Source organism: Sphingopyxis lindanitolerans, assembly GCF_002993885.1.
Taxonomy (GTDB): Bacteria; Pseudomonadota; Alphaproteobacteria; order Sphingomonadales; family Sphingomonadaceae; genus Sphingopyxis; species Sphingopyxis lindanitolerans.
The window spans coordinates 399,399-422,421 of sequence record NZ_CM009578.1 but is presented as its reverse complement, the minus strand read 5'-3'; the positions used below and the strand labels follow the sequence as shown (position 1 = coordinate 422,421).

Here is a 23,023-nt window from a genome sequence, read left to right as displayed (position 1 = left end):
CTTGCTTTGCAACACCCCGATGAGATCCCGGCCTTCGCCGGGATGATGGAAAGATATTATTAGAACGAATATTGCTTATTCAAACCTATCATTTCTATTGATGGATGATTGTCGCTAGCGTCGCCGCAAATCACAGCGGAGACCTCCTATGACCGAGATCGAACTCGAAGCCGAACTCAACGACCTGCGCATGTCGAAGGCTGCGCAGCCGCTCTTCGACGCGGTGAAGCGCCATATCGCCGAGAATGTCGATCCGATCACCGAGGAATTCTTTCGGCTCGGCGAAGGCCGCGCCGATCGCTGGAGCTGGGCGCCGGGGCAGCTCGACCTGCTCGAAGGCGCGAAGAACAAGGCGAAGGCCGCGGGCCTGTGGAATTTCTTCCTGCCGCACGGCGACACCGGGACGCCGCTCAGCAACCTCGATTACGCCTATATTGCCGCCGAACTGGGCAAATCGCCGCTCGCGTCGGAATCGCTCAATTGCTCGGCGCCCGATACCGGCAATATGGAAGTGCTCGAAATGGTCGGCACGCCTGCGCAGAAGGAGCAATGGCTAAAGCCGCTGCTGAACGGCGAAATCCGCTCGGCCTATGTGATGACTGAACCCGGCGTCGCCTCGTCGGACGCGAGCAATCTGGAAACCAGCGCGGTGCTTGACGGCGACGAATGGGTCATCAACGGCGAGAAATATTTCATTAGCGGCGCGGGCGACCCGCGCTGCAAGATATTGATCTGCATGCTCAAGACCAACCCCAAAGCCGCACGCAAGAGCCAGCATTCGCAGATATTGGTGCCGATGGACACGCCCGGCGTCGAGGTGCTGGGGCCGATGCGGGTGTTCGGCGCCGACCATGCGCCGCAGGGTCATATGCACATGCGTTTCGACAATGTGCGGGTGCCCAAGGAAAATATCCTGCTCGGCGAGGGACGCGGCTTCGAGATTTCGCAGCTGCGCCTCGGGCCGGGGCGCATTCATCACTGCATGCGGACGATCGGCAAGGCCGAACTTGCGCTCGACCTGATGGTCAAGCGCGGCAATTCGCGTACCGCCTTCGGGCGGCCGCTGTCGCAGCTCGGCAAGAATCTGGAAGTGATCGCGCGGGCGCGCTGCGACATCGAGGCGCTGCGGCTGATCGTGCTCAAGGCGGCGAAGGCAATGGACCTGCTCGGCAATCGCCAAGCGCGCGTCTGGGTCAGCATGGCGAAGGCGATGGTGCCCGAGCGCGTCTGCCAGATCATCGACCAGGCGATCCAGATTCACGGCGCGACGGGCATCTCGCACTGGACTCCGCTGGCGGATCTTTATGCCGACGTGCGTCACCTGCGCTTCGCCGACGGTCCCGACGAGGTGCATTATATGGTCGTCGGCCGCGACGAATTGGGGCGGCATTAGTTTAAGAACACCGTGTCCCGCGAAGGCGGGGACCCATCTCCTGCCGTTCAAGATGGCACAGGCAGGAGATGGACCCCCGCCTTCGCGGGGGAGCAGCGTTGTCAGAAACTCTTCGGCAGCTTCAGCACATGCGTCGCGACATGGCTCAATATCAGGTTCGTGCTGATCGGCGCGACCTGATAGAGCCGCGTCTCGCGGAACTTGCGTTCGATGTCATATTCCTCGGCGAAGCCGAAGCCACCGTGGGTCTGGATGCACATATCGGCGGCATACCAACTCGCTTCCGACGCGAGCATTTTCGCCATATTGGCTTCGGTGCCGCACGGCTCGCCCGCCTCGAACAGCGCCGCCGCCTGATCGACCATCGCCGCCGCCGCCGATAGCTGGACATGCGCGCGGGCGATCGGGAACTGAATGCCTTGATTTTCGCCGATCGGCCGCCCGAACACTTCGCGTCCCGAAGCATAGGCGCTGGCGCGATCGATGAAGAAGCGTCCGTCGCCGATACATTCGCTCGCAATCAGGATGCGTTCGGCGTTCATGCCGTCGAGGATATATTTGAAACCCTTGCCTTCCTCGCCGATCAGGTTCGCGGCGGGGACGCGTAAATCGTCGAAGAACAGCTCGGTCGTCGCATGGTTGAGCATCGTGCGCACCGGCCGGATGGTCAGGCCGTTGCCCGCCGCCTCGCGCATGTCGACGAGCAGGACGCTCATGCCGTCGGATGATTTGGCGACCTGGTCGCGCGGGGTGGTGCGGACGAGCAGGACCATCAGGTCGCTATGTTCGGCGCGACTGATCCAGATTTTCTGTCCATTGACGACATAATCGTCGCCCCCCGCCTTCGCGAGGGCAGGCGCGCGGCGCGCGAAGGTCTTGATCCGCGTCGTGTCGGTTCCGCTCGTTGGCTCGGTGACGCCAAAGGCCTGGAGGCGCAGTTCGCCGCTGGCGATGCCGGGCAGATAGCGCTGCTTCTGCTCGGGCGACCCATGCTTCAGGATCGTGCCCATCGTGTACATCTGTGCGTGGCACGCGCCGCCGTTGCAGCCCGAGCGGTGAATCTCCTCGAGGATCGCGGTTGCCGCCGACAGGCCGAGCCCGGCCCCGCCATACTCTTCGGGGACGAGGACCGAGAGGAAGCCCGAGCTGGTCAGCGTGCGGACAAACTCGGTCGGATAGATGCGGTCGCGGTCGAGCGCCTGCCAATAGGAGCCGGGAAAATCGGCGCAGAGGCGGCGGACCGATTCACGGATCTCGGGATGGGAGGGCTCGGGCATTGCGGTGTTTCCTCGCTGGGAATGGAGCCCATGCCCATAACGGTGCTGCGGCAGGCTGCAATCGGCAAAGCGCCGGTCAAATATGACGGGAGCGGCGAGAGACCCTCAAGACGCGAGCGATTGATCGAGCTTTTGAGCGCGTGCGCGCAATATCTCGTCCTTCGTCTTCTCTAGTGCGGGTCGGACCTTGTCGAGCAGCCGCCGCGCCGCGGCCTTGTCGTGGTTGCCGATCGCAATTTCGGCCAGCGCGACGTCGACGGTGGCATCGAGGTCGGGATTGCCGATCAGCTGCGTGACCTTTTCGCGGTCGACGCCGCTCAGCATCTGACCGGCTTCGGCGAAGCGCCGATTGGCGATCAGGCATTCGGCGGTGAAATAGCGGATTGCGTGGGTGAGCGGATAATCGGCGCCGAGCCCCGCGCGGCTGGCGACGAGCGCGTCGCGCGCGATGCCGAGCGCCTTCGCCCGCTGGGACGTCTGGCAGAGCGCGGAAGCGTAGTCGATCTGCCCGACCAGCGCCTGGTGCGAATGCGGTCCGGCCTGCGCGGCGGCGCCCTTCCAGACCCGTTCGGCTTCCGCGGCCGCCTCGGCATAGCGGCCAAGCGCAGCGAAGCTTTCGAAGCGGGTCGAATGGAGCCCAAGGGTAAAGCGATGGTCGGGACCGAAGCGCTTGTTCATCGCGGCGAGCAGCGGCGTGCTGCCCTTCAGCGCCTCTTCATAGCGCCCCGTCATCGACAGGCTGGTGAGCCAGTGCTGGCGGGTGACGAGCGTGTCGGGGTGATCGGCGCCGCGGATGCGCGTCGAATCGGCGATGATCGCCCGCGCGATCGGTTCGGCCTTGTCGGCCTGGCCGAGGCGCATCAGCGTCAGCGCGAGCGACGAGCGCGCCTTGAGGAGTTGCCCTGGCGGAACCTCGCTCGCGCTCGCGGTGCCGATCGCCACCGCGCGGCGAAAGGCGCGCTCGGCCTGCTCGATGTCGGCGAAATAATCATAGGAGCCTTCGGCACGCGCGAAAGCGAAGCCCATGCGGCCGGTCTCGCCGCGCTTGCCGAGCCGCGCGCGTTCCTTTTCGAGCAGGCGTCCCGCCTCCTCCAGCCGGTCGGGCTGGCCCGAGGTCGCTTCCATATTGACGCGGTCGAGGCGGCCGATGATGGCGTCGTCGCTCTGCGCTTCGCTCGCTTTCGTAAACAGCGCGTCGGCGCGCGCATATTCGCCGCGCGCGGTGTCGGGGTCGGAGCGCTGGTGAAAGGCGCGCGCGATGGCGAGGTGCAGCCGCGCGGCGATCCCCGGCTTTCCCGCAAAGCGCTGGTCGATCTGTCCGCTCGCGCGCTTGATCGCGTCGACGACGGTTTCGTCGGCGCTCGATTTCGCGGGGTCGGGGCTGCCGAGCACATCCTCGGCGATGAAGGCATAGCTGGTCTCGGCAAGCTCGCGCGCGGCGAGCGCGGCGTTGCGCTGGTGCCACGCATAGAGGGCGAGCGCGGAGGCCGCGAGCAGGCCGGCGGTCAGGCTGGCGAAGGCAGCGCGGACCCACGGGCGGCGGGCGGCGCGGCGTTCCTCGATCCGCTTTTGCTCGGCGAGCCAGGCGGCGCGTTCGGCGGCGCGCGCGGCGTCGGCACGGCGGGTGTCGAGCTGCTCGATCCGTTCGGCGAGGTCGGCGGCGCTGTCCAGGCGGTCGCCCGGCGCGAGCGCGGCGGCGCGCGCGATGTCGCTCTGTAGCAGCGGATCGGCGACCCGCGCTTCCCAGCCCGGCGCGAGCGCCGCGGTGAAGTCGCCGACGACGAGCTGATAGAGGATCAGCCCGAGCGCATAGATATCGCTCTTCACCGTCGGCATCGCGTCGCCGGTCAATTCGGGCGCGCGATAGGCGAGGGTGCCCGATCGCGGCTCATCCTTGCCGAGATCGGTATCGAGCGAACCCGGATTGGTGATCTGAAAGCTGGCGAGCAGCGCATCGTCGATCAACCGCCCGCTGCCGAAGTCGACGAGGCGCAGCACCCGGCCGCTCTCGCCGTCGTCGATCAGCATGTTGGCGGGCTTCAGATCCTTGTGGAGGACGCCGACGCTGTGGATGCCCGCGACCGCGCGCGCCGCCATCGCCGCTACCGCGAGCCGCTCGCCAAGCGGGATTGCGGACAGGCCGCCCTCGGCCCAGGCGAGCAGATCGCGCCCGCCCCAGGCATATTCGAGGAAGAAGGGCGCGGCGTCGAAATTCCATTCGTGCAGCGCGGGAAGCGGCGATGTCTTTCCGAGCCCGGCGGACACCAGGCGGGACAACGCGGCCTCGCGCTTCAGGGCGCGAAGGCGATCGGGGGCGTCGGCGAATTTGAAGACGCGCTGCTCGCCGGTCTTGGCCTGCCGCGCCAGCCAGACATCCTCGGCGCCGGTATCGCCCAGCGGCCGGTCGAGCTGCCATGCCTTACGCCCCGGAACGCTGTCCCCGGCGGTGAAGGCGAAACGCGGCGCGAGCGGCGTGTCGATGCTCTCGACCTCGACCGGCGCGGTCAGGCGATAGCCGACGCGCGGCACGGTGGCGATAATGCCGTTGCCGGTCTCGCCGAGCGCCTTGCGCAATTTCGAGATGGCGGTGGCGAGCGACCCTTCGACGACGGTCACGCCGGGCCAGACCGCGTCGAGGATTTCATCCTTGGTGACGACCTCACCCGCGCGCAGCAGCAGTTCGTGGAGAAGCTCAAGCGGCTTTCCTTCGAGCGCGACGGGCGCGCCGGCGACGCGCAGCGTCCAGCTCGCTTCGTCGAATTCGGCCCCGGCAAAGCGCCAGATTCGCCTGCGTCGCCGTGACGAATGGGTTCCCGACATGCTTTCCGCCCCCTCTGCATCATCGGCTTTAGAAATTCTTGAGAATGGCATCAAGACTTTGCAGCGCCAAAGAAATTAGTCCTCGTGCCGAGGAAAATGCCAAAATCGAAGGGAGCTTCGATCGCCGGGCATGGTTTGGGAGGTCATGATATGCGCTTTGCCTTTGTCCTGATGTCGCTTGTCGCCTGCTCGACGCAGGCCACCGTCCATGCCCAGACCGCGCCGAAGCCCTGGCCGCGCGAAGTGCAGGCGGTCTATGACCAGCTCAAGCAGGATTGCCGTGCCGAGGGCGGCAAGTTCGTGCCCGACCGCGCGGGCTTCGCGACCCAGGTCGAGGTGACGAACGACGGCAAGCCTGACTGGGTGATCGAATATGCCGCGACCCGCTGCACGACGTCGGGCTATTCGGCGTGGTGCGGGACCGCGGGCTGCGTGATCGGCATTCTGGGATCGACCAAGAACGGCCTGCGCGAGATATACAATGACAATGTCCGCGGCTGGGACGTCATATCCGTCGATGCGAAGCGCAAGGGGTTGATGCTGCTGACCCACGGCAGCGTCTGCGGCGGATATGGCGCGGAAGTTTGCGGACAAACCCTTGTCTGGAATGGCCGGAAATGGGTGCAGACCGGCATGCAGCGCAACGTCGATCCGTCGAAGATGAAGGGCGGCGATGGCCCGATCGAGGACGCGGATGCCGCGCCTCCGCCGCAGCATACGGCACGCTGGCAGTTCGCAGGGACGGGATCGGGCGCCATTGCGGCCGTGACCGGCCACCCCGAGTTCGCGGCGATTGGTATCCGCTGTCAGCCCGGCGGCGGCCTCTATATGACGGCGGTGCCGAAAGCCGGTGTCCCGCTGCCCGCCCCCGGGCAGCCGCTGCTGCTCTCGTTTCGAAGTTCGATGGAGGATCGCGAAGGGACGCAGACGCTTGTGCAGGAACCGGGGAAGAATGATTTCAGCGGGACGATCGATCCGGTCGTCGAAAGCCTGCTCAGCGGCCGCGACACTGACCTGTCGCTGATCGCGAGCAGCGACGGTGGCAAGGAATGGAAGGATTTGAGCTATGTATCGCTCGGCGGCTCGACTGCTGCGATCCGCTCGCTCGTTCCGCAATGCGCCTTGGCCGCGGGGGCGGCGTCGGGCGCGCAGGCCGCAGGGCAAACGCCGGTCGCACCGCTCGGCATCGTCGCGGGCTATTATGTGAACGAGAGCGAGTTCTGCGCGAGCCCCGAATTCGAGGCGCTCTATTATGATGGCAAGCGGCTCGGCCTGATGCGCGGTGGCGGCGCGCCGGGCAGTCTTGAGGAGAATTTCGTCGGGCCGCTCGGCAAGGTCGAAAAATCGCGCGGCACCTTTTTCCTTCCCGATTGGTCGATGGAGATGAAGATCCTGTCGCCGACACGTATCCAGCTCACCATTCAGGACACCGGTCCGCCGATGCGCTGGTGCCCCGCGGAGCAACTCGGCGCGAAGTGGCGGATGCGCTGACCGGCTGCCGGGACACCGGAACTTCCGGCACCGGCGCGCGTTTCTCGATCATCTAAACAGGATGATGTGATGATCCTTTCGCCCGACGCGCGGGCGAGGATGAGGTCGCGCGCCAAATAGGGAGAATAGGCATGTTCAGATGGGCCATCATTTTCGCAGTTGTGGCGCTCATTGCCGCGCTGCTCGGCTTCGGCGGCATCGCGGGCATTTCGGCTGAATTCGCGAAAATTCTGTTGGTGATCGGCGTGGTGCTGTTCGTGGTCGCGTTTCTGTTCGGGCGCGGCGGCCGGACCACGTTGCCCTGACGGGGCGCCCCAAGGCGTATTGATCGGCCCGGTCGCTTGTTGAGCGGCCGGGCTTTTCATTTGGCGATTATGTCGTTTGCAAACACATCGGCTGTCGGCCGATCTCATTCATTCTCCGTCACCCTGAGCCTGTCGAAGGGTTCAGCATGACGAGGGTGGCGAGGGTGTGTTTGCAAGCGCCATAATCGCCTTTCATTTTGCTCAACTGGGCGAAGCGCAGGTGTGTCGCTGGGAAGGCGCGGACTCATCTCCGGCCGGTTAAAATGGTTCCGGCGGGAGATGGGTTCCCGCCTTCGCGGGAACACGCGGCTTTGTTATTCAAGATCAGCGTGCGGGCAGGGGACGGAGCTTGGCGGAGGTGATGTGCCAGCGAAGCTGGTCGGCGCTCGCTCCGTCGACATTATTGACGCGGCGCAGGACATATTCGCCGCCGAAGCGCTGGGCCGTCCCTGAATCGAGCGTCGCATCGACCGCGACGGGAAGCGTCAGATAGATCGAACCGGCGGCACCCTCGGCATCTCCCGGCGTGCCGATGGTCACGCGCGTCGATCGGGTGTGCGCAAAGCCGGCGCGGAACTGTTCCGGGGTCTGCTTCGGAGGCCCTGCTTCGCCCCATTGCAGCCATGCGGTGTCATAATCCCCGGCATCGAGCGCCGAATAGTAAAGCTTCACGACATCGATTGCCGCCGCCTTGCTGTCGGGGTCGGGTCGGCAGGCCGAGGGCAGGGCGCCGCTCTTGCCGAGCAGCGCGCAGCTTCGTGCAATCTCATTCTCGATCATCGCGCAGCTATTGGCGGCATTGCAGGGCGGGTGCGTCGCGGGCGAGACGGTGCGGCATATCGCGGCGCGGCGGTCGGCCGCCTGCTGGCCGATCTCGGCCGCGCAGGATCGCGGTCCAGCGGGCGCGATGTCGGCGCCCGCGGTCGCCGTCGCGGCCGGCGCACTGGATGCCGGGGCTTCAGTTTTCGGAAGTGTCGCGCCGGTGCCTGGCGGTTCGGATGGCGCCGCCTGCTCGTCGCTCGTGCCATTGCAGGCTGCGAGCAGCAGCATCAAGGGCGACAGCAGGGTCGCGCAAATCCGGTTTCGCTTTTTCATGACGCCCTAACGCGCGCGCGATTTACGCGGTTCCCCCGCATCGGGATATCGGCGCCCGCCTAGAGGCTCTTGCCTGCGTCGAGCGCATAGCCCGCCGAGCGGACGGTGCGGATGATATCGACGGTGCCGGGCAGGTTGATGGCCTTGCGCAGGCGGCGGATATGGACGTCGACGGTGCGCAGTTCGATGTCGCTGTCCTGGCCCCAGACGCTGTCGAGCAATTGCCCGCGCGAAAAGACGCGGCCCGGATGCTCCATGAAATGGCGCAGCAGGCGGAATTCGGTCGGCCCCATCGCGACGATCTGGCCGTTGCGGACGACCTTGTGTGCGACCGAATCGAGCTCGATGTCGGCATAGGCGAGCAACTCGCCGGCGAGCGCGGGGCGCAGGCGGCGGAGGACCGCCGAGACGCGCGCGACGAGTTCGCGCGGGCTGAACGGCTTGGTCACATAATCGTCGGCGCCGGTCTCCAAGCCGCGGATGCGGTCCTCCTCCTCGCCGCGCGCGGTGAGCATGATGATCGGGACGTTAGCCGACTTGGGATTGCGGCGCAGGCGGCGGCACACCTCGATGCCGGGCAGGCTCTCGATCATCCAGTCGAGCAGGACGATGTCGGGCACACGTTCCTCGACGAGGATCAACGCCTGTTCGCCGTCGGGCGTCTGGCGGACCGAAAAGCCTTCGCGTGCGAAATGCCAGACGATCAGTTCGGCGATCGCCTCGTCATCCTCGATCAGCAGCAGGTCGGGTTGCGGCATCAGCGCGGCTCCTGCTCCGCGGCGCCATCTTCCGGCTGTTCGCCGCGCTCGCGTTCCTCCATCCGCTCGCCGGTCACGACATAATAGACCATCTCGGCGATGTTGGTCGCATGGTCGCCCATGCGCTCGAGATTCTTGGCGACGAACAGCAGATGCGCGCTTTCGGTGATGTGCTTGGGATTTTCCATCATGAAGGTCACGAGAGTGCGAAAGATGCTGTTGTAGAAATCGTCGACATTCTTGTCGCGGACGGTGACCCGCACCGCAAGGTCGGTATCGCGCGCGGCGAAGCTGTCGAGTGCGTCGTGGATCAGTTCGGCGACGAGCGACGACATCGACGTCAGCACCGGGATCGCCTCGATCGAGCGTGTCTGATCCATCAGCGCGACGCGCTTGGCGATATTTTTCGCATAGTCGCCGATACGCTCGACGACCGAGACGATCTTGAGCGCCGCGATCATTTCGCGCAGGTCATCGGCCATCGGCGCGCGCAGCGCGATCGTCTGCACCGCGAGCTGCTCGACCTCGGTTTCGAGCGCGTCGATCTTCTTGTCACCCTCGACGACCTGCGCCGCCAGCGCGAGGTCGCCGTTGCCGAGCGCGGCCATCGCCTGGAGCAACGCCTGCTCGGCGCGCCCCCCCATCTCGCTGATCAGCCCGCGCAGGCGGTTGAGGTCTTCGTCGAAAGCCTTGACGGTATGATCGTTGACTACTGCCATCACTGTTGTCCTTTAAAGTCCATTCCTACCCCGTTCGCGTCGAGCGAAGTCGAGACGCCGTGCAGGACCGAGGGGCGTCTCGACTTCGCTCGACGCGAACGGAGAAGGGAGGATGATCACCCATAACGCCCGGTGATATAATCCTTGGTGCGGTCCTGCCGCGGATTGGTGAAGATGTCGGTGGTCTTGCCATATTCGACCAGCGTTCCGAGGTGGAAAAAGGCGGTGCGCTGCGACACGCGGGCCGCCTGCTGCATATTGTGGGTGACGATCACGATCGCATATTTACCGCGTAGTTCGTGGATCAGTTCCTCGATCTTCGCGGTCGCGATCGGGTCGAGCGCCGAGCAGGGCTCGTCCATCAGGATGACTTCGGGGTCGACCGCGATCGCGCGCGCGATGCACAGCCGCTGCTGCTGGCCGCCCGACAGTGCGGTGCCGCTTTCGGCGAGCCGGTCCTTGACCTCGTCCCACAGGCCGGCGCGGACGAGCGCGCGCTCGACGATGGCGTCGAGGTCGGCCTTGTTCGCCGCAAGCCCGTGGATGCGCGGGCCATAGCCGACATTGTCGTAGATCGACTTGGGGAAGGGGTTCGGCTTCTGAAACACCATGCCGACGCGCGCACGGAGTTGGACGACGTCCATCGACGGCGCGTAGATATCCTCGCCGTCGAGCGTGATGCGGCCGGTCACCCTCGCGCTCGCGACCGTATCGTTCATCCGGTTGAGCGAGCGCAGGAAGGTCGACTTGCCGCAGCCCGAGGGGCCGATGAAGGCGGTGACCAGATCGGTGCCGACGTCGATCGACACGTCGTTGATCGCCTGCTTCTCGCCATAGAAGACGTCGACGCCTTCGGCCTTCATCTTGGGGTCGGCGAGTGTGAGATCGTCGTGGGTTGTGGTCAGGGGGGTCATGATCACCAGCGTTTTTCGAACTTGTTGCGGAAATAGATGGCGAGCGCGTTCATCGACAGCAGGACGATGAGCAGTACGATGATCGCCGCGGAGGTCTTTTCGACGAAGCCGCGATCGACCTCGTCCGACCACAGGAAGATCTGCATCGGCAGCACGGTCGAGGGCGAACAAACGCCGCCCGGCACGTCGCCGATGAAGGCGCGCATCCCGATCAACAGCAAGGGCGCGGTCTCGCCCAGCGCACGCGCCATGCCGATAATCGTGCCGGTCAATATGCCGGGCAGCGCGAGCGGCAGGACGTGGTGGAACACCACTTGCACCGGGCTGGCGCCGACGCCCAAAGCCGCGTCGCGGATCGACGGCGGCACCGCCTTGATCGCGTTGCGGCTGGCGATGACGATCACCGGCATCGTCATCAGCGCCAGCGTCAGCCCGCCGACGAGCGCGCTCGCCTGGCAAAGACCGAACCAGTTGATGAACACCGCGAGCGCAAGCAGGCCGAAGATGATCGACGGCACCGCGGCCAGATTGTTGATCGACACCTCGATCAGGTCGGTCCAGCGGTTCTTCGGCGCATATTCCTCCAGATAGAGCGCCGCGAGCACGCCGGTCGGAAAGGCGATCAGGAAGGCGATGAAGATCGTCAGCACCGACCCCTTGAGCGCGCCCCAGATGCCGGCGACCGCGGGATCGGTCGCGTCGGCGTTCTTGAAGAAGGACCAGTGGATGCCGGTCGACAGCTTGCCGTCCGTTTCGAGCGCATCGACCCTCGCGCCGAGCGCGCCTTTCGCGCCTTGCTTGGCGGCGATGTCGACTTCGGAGGCGGCGGGCAGGTGAAAGACGGTCTTGTCCTTCAGCAGCGCTGGATCATCCTTGATCGCGGTCCGCACTTCCTTCCACGCATTTTCGCTGATCAGCTTCGACCCGTCGGCGCCCAGCGCTTCGTCGGCGGCGAAGGCGACGATGTCGGCCAGTCCCGCGTTCGCGATCGCCCGATCGGCGTCGGCATCGCCGAGCCGCGAGGCGTCGACCGTCAGCGGCATCGCCGCGAAATCGATCGGCACTTCGACATTGGTGTAGGTAAAGCCGCGCAGGCCATTGCCGACCATCACGAACAGCAGGAAGGCCAGGAACGCGCCCGAGAGCAGCACCGCGCCCAGCCCGATGGCCTTGAAGCGGCGCTCGGCGGCGTAGCGGCCCGCGATGCGTTTCTGCATCGCGGCGCCTTTCCAGTCGGTGGGGGCAGTCTGCCTATTCATAAGCTTCGCGATACTTTTTGACGATGCGCAGCGCGACGATGTTGAGCAGCAAGGTCACGATGAACAGCACGAGGCCGAGCGCGAAGGCGGCGAGCGTCTTGGCGCTGTCGAATTCCTGGTCGCCGGTAAGCAGCTTGACGATCTGCGCCGTCACCGTGGTGACGCTGGCAAAGGGGTTGGCGGTCATATTGGCCGACAGGCCCGCCGCCATCACGACGATCATCGTCTCGCCGATCGCGCGGCTGACCGCGAGCAAAATGCCGCCCATCACGCCGGGCAGCGCGGCGGGGATCAGTACCTCGCGGATCGTCTCGTTCGGCGTCGCGCCGAGCGCCAGCGACCCGTCGCGCATCGCCTGCGGCACCGCATTGATGCTGTCGTCGGCCATCGACGAGACGAAGGGGATGATCATCACCCCCATCACGATGCCCGCGGCGAGCGCGCTTTCGGTGCTTGCGTTGGGAATGCCGAGCATCACCGCGAAATTGCGCAGCGCCGGCGCCACGGTCAGCGCGGCGAAATAGCCATAGACGACCGTCGGCACGCCCGCGAGAATCTCGAGGCAGGGCTTCACCCATTTGCGCACTGTGGGCGCGGCATATTGGGTGAGGTAGACCGCGGTCATCATGCCGATGGGAATGGCGACGATCATCGCGATGATCGCGCCGATCAGCACCGTGCCCCAGAACAGCGGGATGCCGCCGAAGGTGCCCGGCTGCGCCGCGCCGCTCTGCGGGTTCCAATAGGTGCCGAAGAGCAGCTCGGTCGCGGGGACGAGGCGGAAGAAGCGGATCGATTCGAACAGGAGCGACATCACGATGCCGAACGTCGTCAGGATCGCGACGAGCGACGCGAGCAGCAATATCGCCATGACGATGCGCTCGACCCGCGTGCGCGCGCGGAAATCGGGCTTGATCCGCGTGAAGGCATAAAGCCCGCCCGCCAGAGCGAGCGCCAGCATCGCGGCGATGCCGATCCAGGCGTAGCTTTGGGTCGCGTCCGCATAGGGCTTGACCAGCGGTGCCGCGGCGGGCAGGCGCACCGCGGCCTGCGCGCCTTGCGCGACGCTGCGCGCGTCGGACAGGATCGCGCCGCGCTCGAAACCGAAGGCGGGCAGGTTCTGCGCGGCGTCGCTGGCCAGCACCGAATTGGTGATCAGCGCGGGCGAGACGCTCGCCCACACAGCGAGGAAGATCGCGGCGGGCGCGAACAGCCACAGCGCGACATACCAGCCATGATATTGCGGGCGCGAATGCAGCTTGGCCCCGCTCGCCCCCGCAAGCATCATCGAGCGCGCGCGGCCGGCAAGCCAGCCGATCAGGGCAAGGCCCGCGATGAGCAAGAGCAAGGCGGCGGCGTTGAAGGTCACGCTGTCCTCATCGGTCAAACAAATCCATCGCCGTCATTGCGAGCGAAGCGAAGCAATCTCCAGCCAGCGGATCAGCCGGACGATAGCTGGAGATTGCTTCGTCGCTTCGCTCCTCGCAATGACGATTCGAAAAATCGGCGGCCGGGGAGGGGGCATATGATCCCCCGGCTCCAGCCACCAAGGGGAGAAATTTATTTCAATTCCGCGCCGTCGAGCGGGGTCATGCTCTTCGCCGCAGCGGCGGCCTTTGCCGACACGTCGGGGGGCGAGATGACCAGGCCCTTGGCGGCGAGATAGCCGTCCTTCGCGGCGCCCTTCAGGAATTCGGCGACATAGTCGGCGAGACCGGGGATCACCCCGACATGCGCCTTCTTCACATAGAGGAAGAGCGGACGCGACCCCGGATAGCTGCCGCCGGCGATCGTGTCATAGGTCGGCGACACGCCCTGCACCGGCACCGCCTTGATCTTGTCCTTATTGGCGTCGAGGTAAGAAAAGCCGAAGATGCCGAGGCTGTCGGGATTCTTGTCGAGCTTTGAGATGATGAGGTTATCATTCTCGCCCTGCTCGACATAGAAGGGCGCGCCGCGCAGGCCGGTGCATACCGCCTCATGCCTGTCCTTGTCGCTGTCCTTCAGCGCCTTCATCGCCGGATCGGCGTCGCAGCCCTTGCCGAGGATCAGCTCCTTGAACGCATCGTAAGTGCCGCTGGTCGACGGCGGGCCGAAGACCGAGATGCCGACCGCGGGCAGCGCCGGGTTGACGTCCTTCCACGTCTTCGCGGAGTTGGGCTTGCCATAGGGGTTCGCGGCGAGCGCCTTATAGACATCTTCCTCGGTTAGCTTGAAGCCGGGGCCGCGCGAAGCCTCGCCAAGGGCGATGCCGTCGATGCCGATCTGGATTTCGACGATGTCGGTCACGCCATTTTTGGCGCAGGTGTCGAACTCTTTCTTCTTCATGCGGCGCGAGGCGTTCGCGATGTCGGGGGTGTCGCCGCCGACGCCCTGGCAAAAACGTTCGAAGCCGCCGCCGGTGCCGGTGCTGTCGATCTTCGGCGTCTTGTTGCCGGTCGCTTCGGCAAATTTCTCGCCGACCGCGGTGGCAAAGGGATAGACGGTCGAGGAACCGACCGCGCTGATATAAGCACGCGCGCCGCCGCCCGAGGAGGCCTGGTCCTGGCACGCGGACAGCGCCAGTGCGCAAGTGGCGACGCCGACGATCAGGGCGAATTTCGAAGCCATGGGAAAATCCTGTCGGGGGTCGTTACCGAACCAAGTCACCACCCCCGCGGCGACTCGCTGAGCCGCCAATGAGCGTTTTGTGTGACGTGTATGTGACAGGGGATGTCATATAAGTGTCATGGGCGGTCGCATCGCTGATTCCATCCCCGCTGCCAGGATCGGCCTTTTCGCTCCACCATCTCCTCAACGTCGGTCGGCGCTAGAGCCGCCAGCCTTATATCTGATTCACCCTCCCGTTCGTGTCGAGCGAAGTCGAGACACCCATCGGCCTTGGGCTGTGCCGATGGGTGTCTCGACTTCGGCCAAGGCCGAAGTTTATCCTGAGCGCCTGCCAAGGCAGTCGAAGGGCTCGACACGAACGGACTTGAGGTGATGCAGATTTAACGCACGGCGCGCTAAAGCCCGACGGAGCGAACCGCGCGCGATCGGGCGAGGGGGATGGCTTGGCGCGCCTTTGTGGCGGCGTCGGGGGCGATCGGGGCAAGGGCAAGGTCGTAGCCGCGATCGCCATCGGGGTTGCGCGCCGCCGCTTCGGCCAGGACTGCACCCCAGGGATCGATCGCGAGACTATGGCCGTAGGTTGCCCGCCCGTCGGCGTGCGCGCCGCGCTGTGCGGCGGCGATGATATGGCATCCCGTTTCGATCGCGCGCGCGCGGAGCAGGAGGTGCCAATGCGCTTCGCCGGTCGATACGGTGAAGGCGGCGGGCACCGCGATCAGTTCGGCGCCGCGATCGACCAGCGCGCGATACAATTCGGGAAAGCGCAGGTCATAGCAGATGGTAAGGCCGAGCCGGCCGAGCGGGGTTTCGACGACTTCGATCGCGCTGCCTCCCGCATAGGCGGTGGACTCGGTCCAATTCTCGCCCGAGGGAAGGGTAACGTCGAACATGTGGATCTTGTCATAGCGCGCGCGGATGCTGCCGTCGGCGGCGATGACATGGGCGCGGTTGACGCGCCGCGTGCCGTCGCCCGACAGCAGCGGCATCGATCCGCTATGGAGCCACAGGCCGTGATGCTGCGCCATTTGCTGGAGCGCCGCGGGCCAGGGGCTGTCCTCCTCGCGGACGATATGCGCGGCCGAGCGTTGGCGGTCGCGGTCGAGCAGCAGCGACATTTCGGGAAGGAACGCCATCGCCGCGCCCGCCGCCGCCGCTTCGGCCAGGGCGCGGTCGATCGTCGCCAGATTGACGGCAGGGTCGATGCCGCTCGTCATCTGGACGAGCGCGGCGAGCGGGGCGGGGTTGGTTTCCATTCCATCTGGCTAAGCCGAAGCCGCGCCCGCGACAAGACGGATGCGAAGGGCGGAGCGGCGAAGTTCAGTGGCCAGCAAGGTTCGATGGGGATAAGAGGGCGCGATGTTCTATTCTCCCCCGCCGACGCCCCGTTCTTTCCTGCGATCTTTCCTTCCGGCCAGCGTCATCGCCGCCGCGATGCTGCTCGCGCCGTCGGCCGCCGCGCAGCCTGCGCCCGCGCAACCGACGGCGGTCGATGCCGGGTTGGGGGCCGACTGGCTTTATGCCGGCAGCGACATTCCCCGCGATACCGCGTGGCAGTTCGGCATCCTGCCCAATGGCGTCCGCTATGCCGTCCGCAACAATGGCGTCCCCCCAGGCCAGGTTTCGATCCGCGTTCGAATGGACGTCGGCTCGATGTTCGAGACCGACGCGCAGCGCGGCTTTGCCCATCTGCTCGAACATCTGACCTTTCGCGGGTCGGAGCATATTCCCGACGGCGAAACGAAGCGCATCTGGCAGCGGTTCGGCGTGACATTCGGTAGCGATTCCAATGCCCAGACCACGCCGACGCAGACGGTCTATCAACTCGACCTGCCGAGCGTGACCCCCGCCAATCTGGATGAGAGCATGAAATTGCTGGCCGGCATGGTGCGCGAGCCGCGGATTTCGGAGGCGGCGGTGGCCGCCGAGCGCGGGGTGGTGCTGGCCGAGCTGCGCGAATCCGACGGGCCGCAAAAGCGGATCGCCGATCTCACCACCGCGCATCTTTTTGCCGGGCAATTGCTCGGCGACCGCTCGCCGATCGGCACCACGGCATCGCTCGCGGCGGCGCGCGCCGGCGCGGTTCAGGCGTTCCACGACCGCTGGTATCGGCCCGATCGCGCCGTGATCGTCATCTCCGGCGATGGCGACCCGGCCGAGTTCGCGCGGTTGATCGCCAAATATTATGGCGACTGGCGCAGCGACGGCCCGGCGCCGACGCCGCCCGATTTCGGCAAGCCCGATCCCAAGGCGCCGGTCGCCAAGGCGATCGTCGAGGCCAACCAGCCGCTCGCGCTGACTCTCGCGATGATTCGGCCGTGGAAAAAGCGGATCGACACGGTCGAGAATACACGGCGACTCTATCTCGAATTTCTCGCGCAGGCGCTGGTCAACCGGCGGCTCGAAAACCGCGCGCGGGCGGGCGGCAGCTTTCTGGTCGCGACGGTCGAGCAGCAATATGTCAGCCGCAGCGCCGACGTCACCATGGCGCAGATCGTGCCGCTCAGCGATTGGAAGGCGGCGCTGGCCGACGTGCGCGGCGTGATCGCCGATGCGGTGACGACGCCGCCTTCGCAGGCCGACATCGACCGCGAAGCGAACGAGATTCAGGCGTTCCTGGTCAAGGAACTCGACAATGCCCGCAACGAGCCCGGCGCGCGGCTCGCCGACGATATGGTGCGCGCGGTCGACATCGGCGAAACCGTCGCCAGCCCGCAGGGGCAGGTCGATATGTTCAAGGCGATCCGGGCTTCGGCGACGCCGCAGGCGATGCTGGCGATCAGCAAGGCGATCTTCAGCGCGCCGGTGACGCGCGTCGTGCTGACGACCCCGACCGCGATTCCTGGCGGCGACGGCGCGCTGATCGCGGCGCTGGCGGCTCCGCCGAAGATACAGGGCGACCGGCTCTCCGCCGCGAATGTCGATTTCAAGCAATTGCCCGCGATCGGCAAGCCGGGGACGATCGTGTCGACCGCGCCGATCCCGGGGCTACGCGCCGAACGCGTCGAATTCGCCAATGGCGTGATCGCGCTGGTGTCGAACAATCAGGTCGAACCCGGCAAGGTGCGGGTGAAAATTCGCTTCGGCACCGGTAATCGCAGCGTCGCCGCCGACGCGCCGAACCTGTTGTGGACCGGCGATTATGCGCTGGTCGCGAGCGGTATCGGGCCGTGGGGTCAGAATGAGATCGACCAGTTGACCAATGGCCGCCAGATTCAGATGAATTTTTCGGTCGAGGATGATGCGTTCGAGCTGTCGGCCGAAAGCAAGCCCGCCGACCTGGCCGACCAGATGAAGCTGATGGCGGCAAAGCTCGCGATGCCGCGCTGGGACGCGGCGCCGGTCGAGCGGCTCCGCGTCGGCTATCTGACCGGTTACGACCTCAACGACGCGACGCCGAACGCGGTGCTCGACCGCAATCTGCAAGGCTGGCTGACCGACGACGATGCGCGCTGGTCGGCGCCCGACAAGGCGGCAATCTCGGCGCTGACCCCGGCCGCTTTCCGCGCCTTTTGGGAGCCGCGGCTGGCGAGCGGGCCGATCGAGGTACAGATTTTCGGCGACCTGTCGACGGTCGATTACAGGCAGATATTGGCGGACACGCTGGGCGCCCTGCCCCCGCGCACGCTATTGGCGCCGCCGAGCGGGCAAAAGGTTGCGTTCGCGAAACATAACAGAACGCCGATGATCGCCTATCACAAGGGCGAACAGGGGCAGGCGGCGGCGATGACCGCCTGGCCGACGAGCGGCGGGCTGGGCAATCCGCGCGATGCGCACGGGCTGGAGATATTGGCGGCGATCTTCAACGACCGCCTGTTCGACCGGCTCCGCGCCGAGCAGGGGGCAAGCTATGGCCCGGTCGCCGACAGCCATTGGCCGACGGGGTTCGACGGCAGCGGCGGTTATCTGGTGGTCGGCAGCCTGTTGGCGCCGAAGGATGTCGGCCGCTTCTATGGCATCGCCAGCGACATCGCCGCCGATCTGGTCGTCCATCCGGTCGGCGCCGACGAGCTGGCGCGCAATGCCGGGCCGATCCGCGAGCAGGTCGAGCGCGCTTCGACCGGCAACGTCTATTGGATGTTCCTGCTCGAAGGTGCGACCCGTGATCCGCGCGTCGCCGCGGCGGCGCTGTCGATCGGTCGCGATATTTCCTCGATCACGCCGGCCGATATCCAGCGGCTCGCGCAGGAATATCTGGTGCCCGCGCACCAATGGTCGGTGGCGATCCTGCCAAAGGGAATGACGCTCGCCGACGCGGCGGCGCTCGACAAGGCGGCGGCGCAGGGCGGGCGCTAACGCTCCGGCGTTCGCAGCTTGGGCATGCGCGGTTCGCGTTCAAGGTGGCCCTTGGTCATGATGTCGTGGCGCATCTTCGCGCGGATGTCATGGATCGACGCGATCACCGGGCCCATCGCGACGCCGAGGTCGATCAGCACCGCCTCGGCGAGTTGCAGCGAGCTTTCGAGCGTTTCGGGCACCGCGTCGGTCGCCCCGGCCTGATAGAGCGCGGCGGCATGGTCGGCGCCGCGCGCGCGCGAGATGATCGGCAGGTCGGGATATTTTCCGCGCAGCCGCCGCGTCATGCGCAATTGCTGGACCGGATCATCCATCGTCAGCACGACGGCGTCGGCATTCTCGATCCCCAACTTGCTCAGACTTCCGGGCCGGCCGACGTCGATATAGCGCGCGATGAAGCCGTCGCGCCGCGCCGCCGCCACCGTGTCGATGTCGGCATCGACGGCGATATAAGGCCGGTCATGCTCGCGTAGCAATTCGGCGACGATCCGCCCGACGCGGCCGAAACCGACGATGACGGTGCGTCGCGGCGGCGTCTCCTCCTCATTCTCGACGTCGCTGTTGCCCATCTCGATGCGCCGCGCGACGTCATGACCGATGCGCGCCAGCAGCGGTGTGATCGTCAGGCCGATCGCGGTGACGAGTTGCCAGAATTCGGCGGTGGCGCGGCTGATAAGCTGCGCCTGGAATGCGGTAGCGAGCACGATCAACGTCGTTTCCGACGGGCTCGACATCAGCAGGCCGACCTCGGCCGCGGTGCTGCGCCGCGCCGAGCCCGAAAAGCGCAGCAGCGCCGCGGTCACGACCGCCTTCACCACGACGACGCCGACCACCGCGACGACCAGCGCCGGCCAGTTGCGCGCGATGGTCGCGAGGTTCAGCCCCATGCCGACGCTGATCAGGAAGACCCCGAGCGCTAGCCCCTTGAACGGCGCGGTGATCGCTTCGACTTCGCCATGATATTCGGTCTCGGCGATCATCAGCCCGGCGAGCAGCGCGCCGACGATCGGCGACAGGCCGACCGCCGCGGTCGCCAGCGCGGCGACGATGACGACCAGCAGGCTCGCCGCCAGGAACAGTTCGGGGTCTTTCGCGCGCGCCGCCTGGGCGAAGATGCGCGGCAGCAGGAACCAGCCGCCGATGGCGAGCGCCGCGACGACGAGCGCGCCCTGCCACAGCGTCGTCAGCAGCAGTTCGGCATGGTGGCCGCCGGTGCTCGGCGCGAGGGCACCGAGCACGAAGATGATCGGCACGATCGCCAGATCCTCGAACAACAGCATGGCGAAGGAGGCCTGGCCGACCGCCGACTTGGTCCCGGCGATCGGCAGCACCAGCGCGGTCGATGACAGGGCGAGCGCGAGGCCGAGACCCAGCGCGGCGGGCCCCGACAGCGTCCCGATCATATAGAGGACTCCGCCCAGAATTGCCCCGCTCAGCAGCAATTCGGCGGCGCCGGCGCCGAAGACCAGCTTGCGCAATTGCCACAGGCGGCGGAACGACAGTTCGAGCCCGATCGAGAAGAGCAGCAGGATGATACCGAATTCCCCGAACAGCGCGATATCCTCGGCCGACCGGATCGTGACATGCTTGAGCCAGGGATATTGGCCCGCGAGCGCGCCAAGCCCCGACGGCCCGACGAGCAGGCCGACGAGGATGAAGCCGATCACCGGCGTGATGCGGAACCGGGCAAAAGCGGGAATCACGATCCCCGCCGCTCCCAGCACGACCAGAGCGTTGCCGAGGCTGGATGCTTCCGTTTCGATGGACATGAGGCGGTCTTAGGGAGGCGGGAGGGGCTTGGCTACCGCCTTTGTCAATCGAAATGCTTGCGTGAGGGGTGAGGGGGAGGGCGAACCGCGTTGCGCGATTGCCCGCCCCGCTGCGGCTAGGCAGCAAGCTGCCAAGCCTCGCTGCCCCTCCCGCTTGCGGTAGGGGAGTCGGTGCTTTTAAGCCGCTGAGTTCAGGCGCCCATCTTCGTTTCGAGATTCTCGACGATCGCCTCGAAGAAGCCTTCGGTGGTCAGCCAGTTCTGGTCGGGACCGATCAACAGCGCGAGATCCTTGGTCATCTTGCCGCTCTCGACCGTCGCGACGCAGATTTTTTCGAGGTCGTCGGCGAATTTCGTCACCTCGGGCGTGCCGTCGAGCTTGCCGCGGTGCTTGAGCCCGCCGGTCCAGGCAAAGATCGACGCGATCGGGTTGGTCGAGGTCGCCTTGCCCTGCTGGTGCATGCGGTAGTGGCGGGTGACGGTGCCGTGCGCGGCCTCCGATTCGACGGTCTGGCCGTCGGGAGTCATCAGCACGCTGGTCATCAGGCCAAGCGAGCCGAAGCCCTGCGCGACGGTGTCCGACTGGACGTCGCCGTCGTAATTCTTGCAGGCCCAGACGAATTTGCCGCTCCACTTGAGCGCGGACGCGACCATATCGTCGATCAGGCGATGCTCATAGGTGATGCCGAGTTCGTCGAACTTCGCCTTGAATTCGGCCTGATAGACTTCCTCGAACAGATCCTTGAAGCGGCCGTCATAGGCCTTGAGGATCGTATTCTTGGTCGACAGATACACCGGCCACTGGCGCGCGATGCCATAGTTGAGGCTGGCGCGCGCGAAATCGCGGATCGAATCGTCGAGGTTATACATCCCCATCGCGACCCCTGCCGACGGGAATTGGAACACTTCCTCGTCGATCAGCGTGCCGTCTTCGCCCTCGAACACCATGCGCAGCTTGCCGGGACCGGGGACGAGGAAATCGGTGGCCTTATACTGGTCGCCAAAGGCGTGGCGGCCGACGACGATCGGGTCGGTCCAGCCGGGGACGAGCCGGGGAACATTCTTCATCACGATCGGTTCGCGGAAGACGACGCCGCCCAGGATGTTGCGGATCGTGCCGTTCGGCGATTTCCACATCTTCTTGAGCCCGAATTCCTCGACGCGGGCTTCGTCGGGGGTGATGGTGGCGCATTTGACGCCGACGCCGTGCCGCTTGATCGCGTTCGCGGCTTCGACGGTGATCTTGTCGTCGGTGCGGTCGCGTTCCTCGATGCCGAGGTCGTAATATTCAAGGTCGATGTCGAGATAGGGCAGGATCAGCCGCTCGCGGATCCATTGCCAGATGATCCGGGTCATTTCGTCGCCGTCGAGTTCGACGACCGGGTTGGCTACCTTGATCTTGCCCATGCTTACAGCCTTTTTCCTTGGGGAGTCGGAGTTGCACGGCGCCTTAGGGAATGCGGCGTCATTGATCAACTGCCGTGGTGGAACCAGCGGGACGGCTTATTCGATTGTCAGTATCGGACCTCCTCCCTAGAAAGACCGGCATGTCCTCTACCATCTCTTCCAATCGCCCCGGCGGCGGCATCAAATGGCGCTGGCCTTCGGTCCACCCCGAAGGCCGCAAATTCCTGCTGATCGCCGGGATCGTCACGCTTTGCTTCTGGCTGCTCGGCTGGGAAATCGTCGGCTGGCTGGCCTTCGGCATCACCATCTGGGTCGCAGCCTTCTTTCGCGATCCGGTGCGCGTCACCCCGACGGGCAGCGATCTGGTGATCGCACCCGCCGACGGACTGGTGACGCAGATCGCCGAAGTGCCGCCGCCGCCCGAGATCGCGGGCGCCGACGGGCTGGGCGATGCGGCGATGCTGCGCGTCTCGATCTTCATGAGCGTCTTCGACGTCCACATCAACCGCACCCCCGTCGCGGGAATTTTGCGCAAGCTCGTCTATATTCCCGGCAAGTTCGTGAACGCCGACCTCGACAAGGCGAGCGAGGAGAATGAGCGCCAGCATTTCGTCGTCGAGCGCGCCGACGGGACGCGCATCGGCTTCACCCAGATCGCCGGCCTCGTCGCGCGGCGCATCATGCCGTTCGTCAGCATGGGGACCGAGCTTCAGACCGGCCAGCGCGTCGGGCTGATCCGCTTCGGCAGCCGCGTCGATGTCTATCTGCCCGCGGGCACGACGCCGCAGGTGCTGCTCGGCCAACGAACGCTCGCCGGCGAGACGATCGTCGCACGGATCGGCACCTCCGGAATTCTCGACGGCATCGGTCAATAGCGTGGCGAACGACGCGCAGACGACCGAGGGCGCCGACCC

The 23,023-nt window shown here is 65.7% G+C and carries 17 protein-coding genes; 5 read left to right on the top strand and 12 right to left on the bottom strand.

Features of this window, described 5'->3' with window-relative positions:
- The first annotated feature begins 148 nt into the window (after positions 1 to 148).
- The gene (locus CVO77_RS02055) at positions 149 to 1,393 is read left to right on the top strand and encodes an acyl-CoA dehydrogenase family protein (protein ID WP_105997667.1); all 1,245 of its coding nucleotides are present in this window, start codon (positions 149 to 151) and stop codon (positions 1,391 to 1,393) included.
- A gap of 101 nt (positions 1,394 to 1,494) precedes the next feature.
- On the opposite strand, the gene CVO77_RS02050 is transcribed toward CVO77_RS02055, so the two are convergent.
- Complete coding sequence (locus tag CVO77_RS02050) at positions 1,495 to 2,670, bottom strand: acyl-CoA dehydrogenase family protein (RefSeq protein ID WP_105997666.1); 1,176 nt, start codon at positions 2,668 to 2,670, stop codon at positions 1,495 to 1,497.
- 105 nt (positions 2,671 to 2,775) lie between these two features.
- Positions 2,776 to 5,490, bottom strand: coding sequence for a protein kinase domain-containing protein (locus CVO77_RS02045; RefSeq protein WP_158257970.1), 2,715 nt, complete (start codon positions 5,488 to 5,490; stop codon positions 2,776 to 2,778).
- A gap of 150 nt (positions 5,491 to 5,640) precedes the next feature.
- Here CVO77_RS02045 and CVO77_RS02040 point away from each other — a divergent pair, with 150 nt between their 5' ends.
- Together CVO77_RS02040 and CVO77_RS02035 are read left to right on the top strand one after the other, a co-directional pair.
- Complete coding sequence (locus CVO77_RS02040; RefSeq protein ID WP_146130803.1) at positions 5,641 to 6,981, top strand: hypothetical protein; 1,341 nt, start codon at positions 5,641 to 5,643, stop codon at positions 6,979 to 6,981.
- A gap of 131 nt (positions 6,982 to 7,112) precedes the next feature.
- Positions 7,113 to 7,286, top strand: a complete 174-nt coding sequence (locus CVO77_RS02035) for a DUF1328 domain-containing protein (protein WP_105997663.1) — start codon at positions 7,113 to 7,115, stop codon at positions 7,284 to 7,286.
- A gap of 324 nt (positions 7,287 to 7,610) precedes the next feature.
- Here the strand turns inward: CVO77_RS02035 and CVO77_RS02030 are convergent, their stop codons facing one another.
- The 8 genes from CVO77_RS02030 to CVO77_RS01995 form a co-directional block, all read right to left on the bottom strand.
- The gene (locus CVO77_RS02030) at positions 7,611 to 8,381 is read right to left on the bottom strand and encodes a hypothetical protein (RefSeq protein WP_105997662.1); all 771 of its coding nucleotides are present in this window, start codon (positions 8,379 to 8,381) and stop codon (positions 7,611 to 7,613) included.
- A gap of 59 nt (positions 8,382 to 8,440) precedes the next feature.
- On the bottom strand, positions 8,441 to 9,139 hold the full coding sequence (gene phoB, locus CVO77_RS02025; RefSeq protein WP_105997661.1) for a phosphate regulon transcriptional regulator PhoB: 699 nt from the start codon (positions 9,137 to 9,139) through the stop codon (positions 8,441 to 8,443).
- Positions 9,139 to 9,858, bottom strand: coding sequence for a phosphate signaling complex protein PhoU (gene phoU / locus CVO77_RS02020; RefSeq protein WP_105997660.1), 720 nt, complete (start codon positions 9,856 to 9,858; stop codon positions 9,139 to 9,141). Before phoU ends, phoB begins: the two co-directional genes overlap by 1 nt.
- 116 nt (positions 9,859 to 9,974) lie before the next feature.
- Positions 9,975 to 10,721, bottom strand: coding sequence for a phosphate ABC transporter ATP-binding protein PstB (gene pstB, locus CVO77_RS02015; RefSeq protein WP_420822538.1), 747 nt, complete (start codon positions 10,719 to 10,721; stop codon positions 9,975 to 9,977).
- Between the two features lie 53 nt (positions 10,722 to 10,774).
- Positions 10,775 to 12,031, bottom strand: a complete 1,257-nt coding sequence (gene pstA, locus CVO77_RS02010; RefSeq protein ID WP_105997658.1) for a phosphate ABC transporter permease PstA — start codon at positions 12,029 to 12,031, stop codon at positions 10,775 to 10,777.
- Positions 12,024 to 13,400 carry a phosphate ABC transporter permease subunit PstC gene (gene pstC / locus CVO77_RS02005; protein ID WP_106000573.1) on the bottom strand — a complete coding sequence of 459 codons (1,377 nt, stop codon included), beginning with the start codon at positions 13,398 to 13,400 and terminating at the stop codon, positions 12,024 to 12,026. The genes pstA and pstC overlap by 8 nt, the downstream gene beginning before the upstream one ends.
- Before the next feature lie 191 nt (positions 13,401 to 13,591).
- The gene (locus CVO77_RS02000) at positions 13,592 to 14,641 is read right to left on the bottom strand and encodes a substrate-binding domain-containing protein (RefSeq protein WP_105997657.1); all 1,050 of its coding nucleotides are present in this window, start codon (positions 14,639 to 14,641) and stop codon (positions 13,592 to 13,594) included.
- Positions 14,642 to 15,036: 395 nt separating this feature from the next.
- Positions 15,037 to 15,894, bottom strand: a complete 858-nt coding sequence (locus CVO77_RS01995; RefSeq protein WP_105997656.1) for a carbon-nitrogen hydrolase family protein — start codon at positions 15,892 to 15,894, stop codon at positions 15,037 to 15,039.
- 103 nt (positions 15,895 to 15,997) lie between these two features.
- Here CVO77_RS01995 and CVO77_RS01990 point away from each other — a divergent pair, with 103 nt between their 5' ends.
- Positions 15,998 to 18,934 (top strand): M16 family metallopeptidase, encoded by a 2,937-nt coding sequence (locus CVO77_RS01990; protein WP_105997655.1) that lies wholly within the window; start codon positions 15,998 to 16,000, stop codon positions 18,932 to 18,934.
- Here CVO77_RS01990 and CVO77_RS01985 read toward each other — a convergent pair.
- Both CVO77_RS01985 and CVO77_RS01980 read right to left on the bottom strand, forming a co-directional pair.
- Positions 18,931 to 20,703: a cation:proton antiporter domain-containing protein gene (locus tag CVO77_RS01985; protein WP_105997654.1), complete on the bottom strand. Its 1,773-nt coding sequence runs from the start codon at positions 20,701 to 20,703 to the stop codon at positions 18,931 to 18,933. The genes CVO77_RS01990 and CVO77_RS01985 overlap by 4 nt on opposite strands.
- A gap of 191 nt (positions 20,704 to 20,894) precedes the next feature.
- Positions 20,895 to 22,109: an NADP-dependent isocitrate dehydrogenase gene (locus CVO77_RS01980; protein ID WP_105997653.1), complete on the bottom strand. Its 1,215-nt coding sequence runs from the start codon at positions 22,107 to 22,109 to the stop codon at positions 20,895 to 20,897.
- Positions 22,110 to 22,249: 140 nt separating this feature from the next.
- Here CVO77_RS01980 and CVO77_RS01975 point away from each other — a divergent pair, with 140 nt between their 5' ends.
- A complete protein-coding gene (locus CVO77_RS01975; protein ID WP_105997652.1) occupies positions 22,250 to 22,984 on the top strand; it encodes a phosphatidylserine decarboxylase in 735 nt (244 codons plus the stop codon).
- Positions 22,985 to 23,023: the final 39 nt, after the last annotated feature.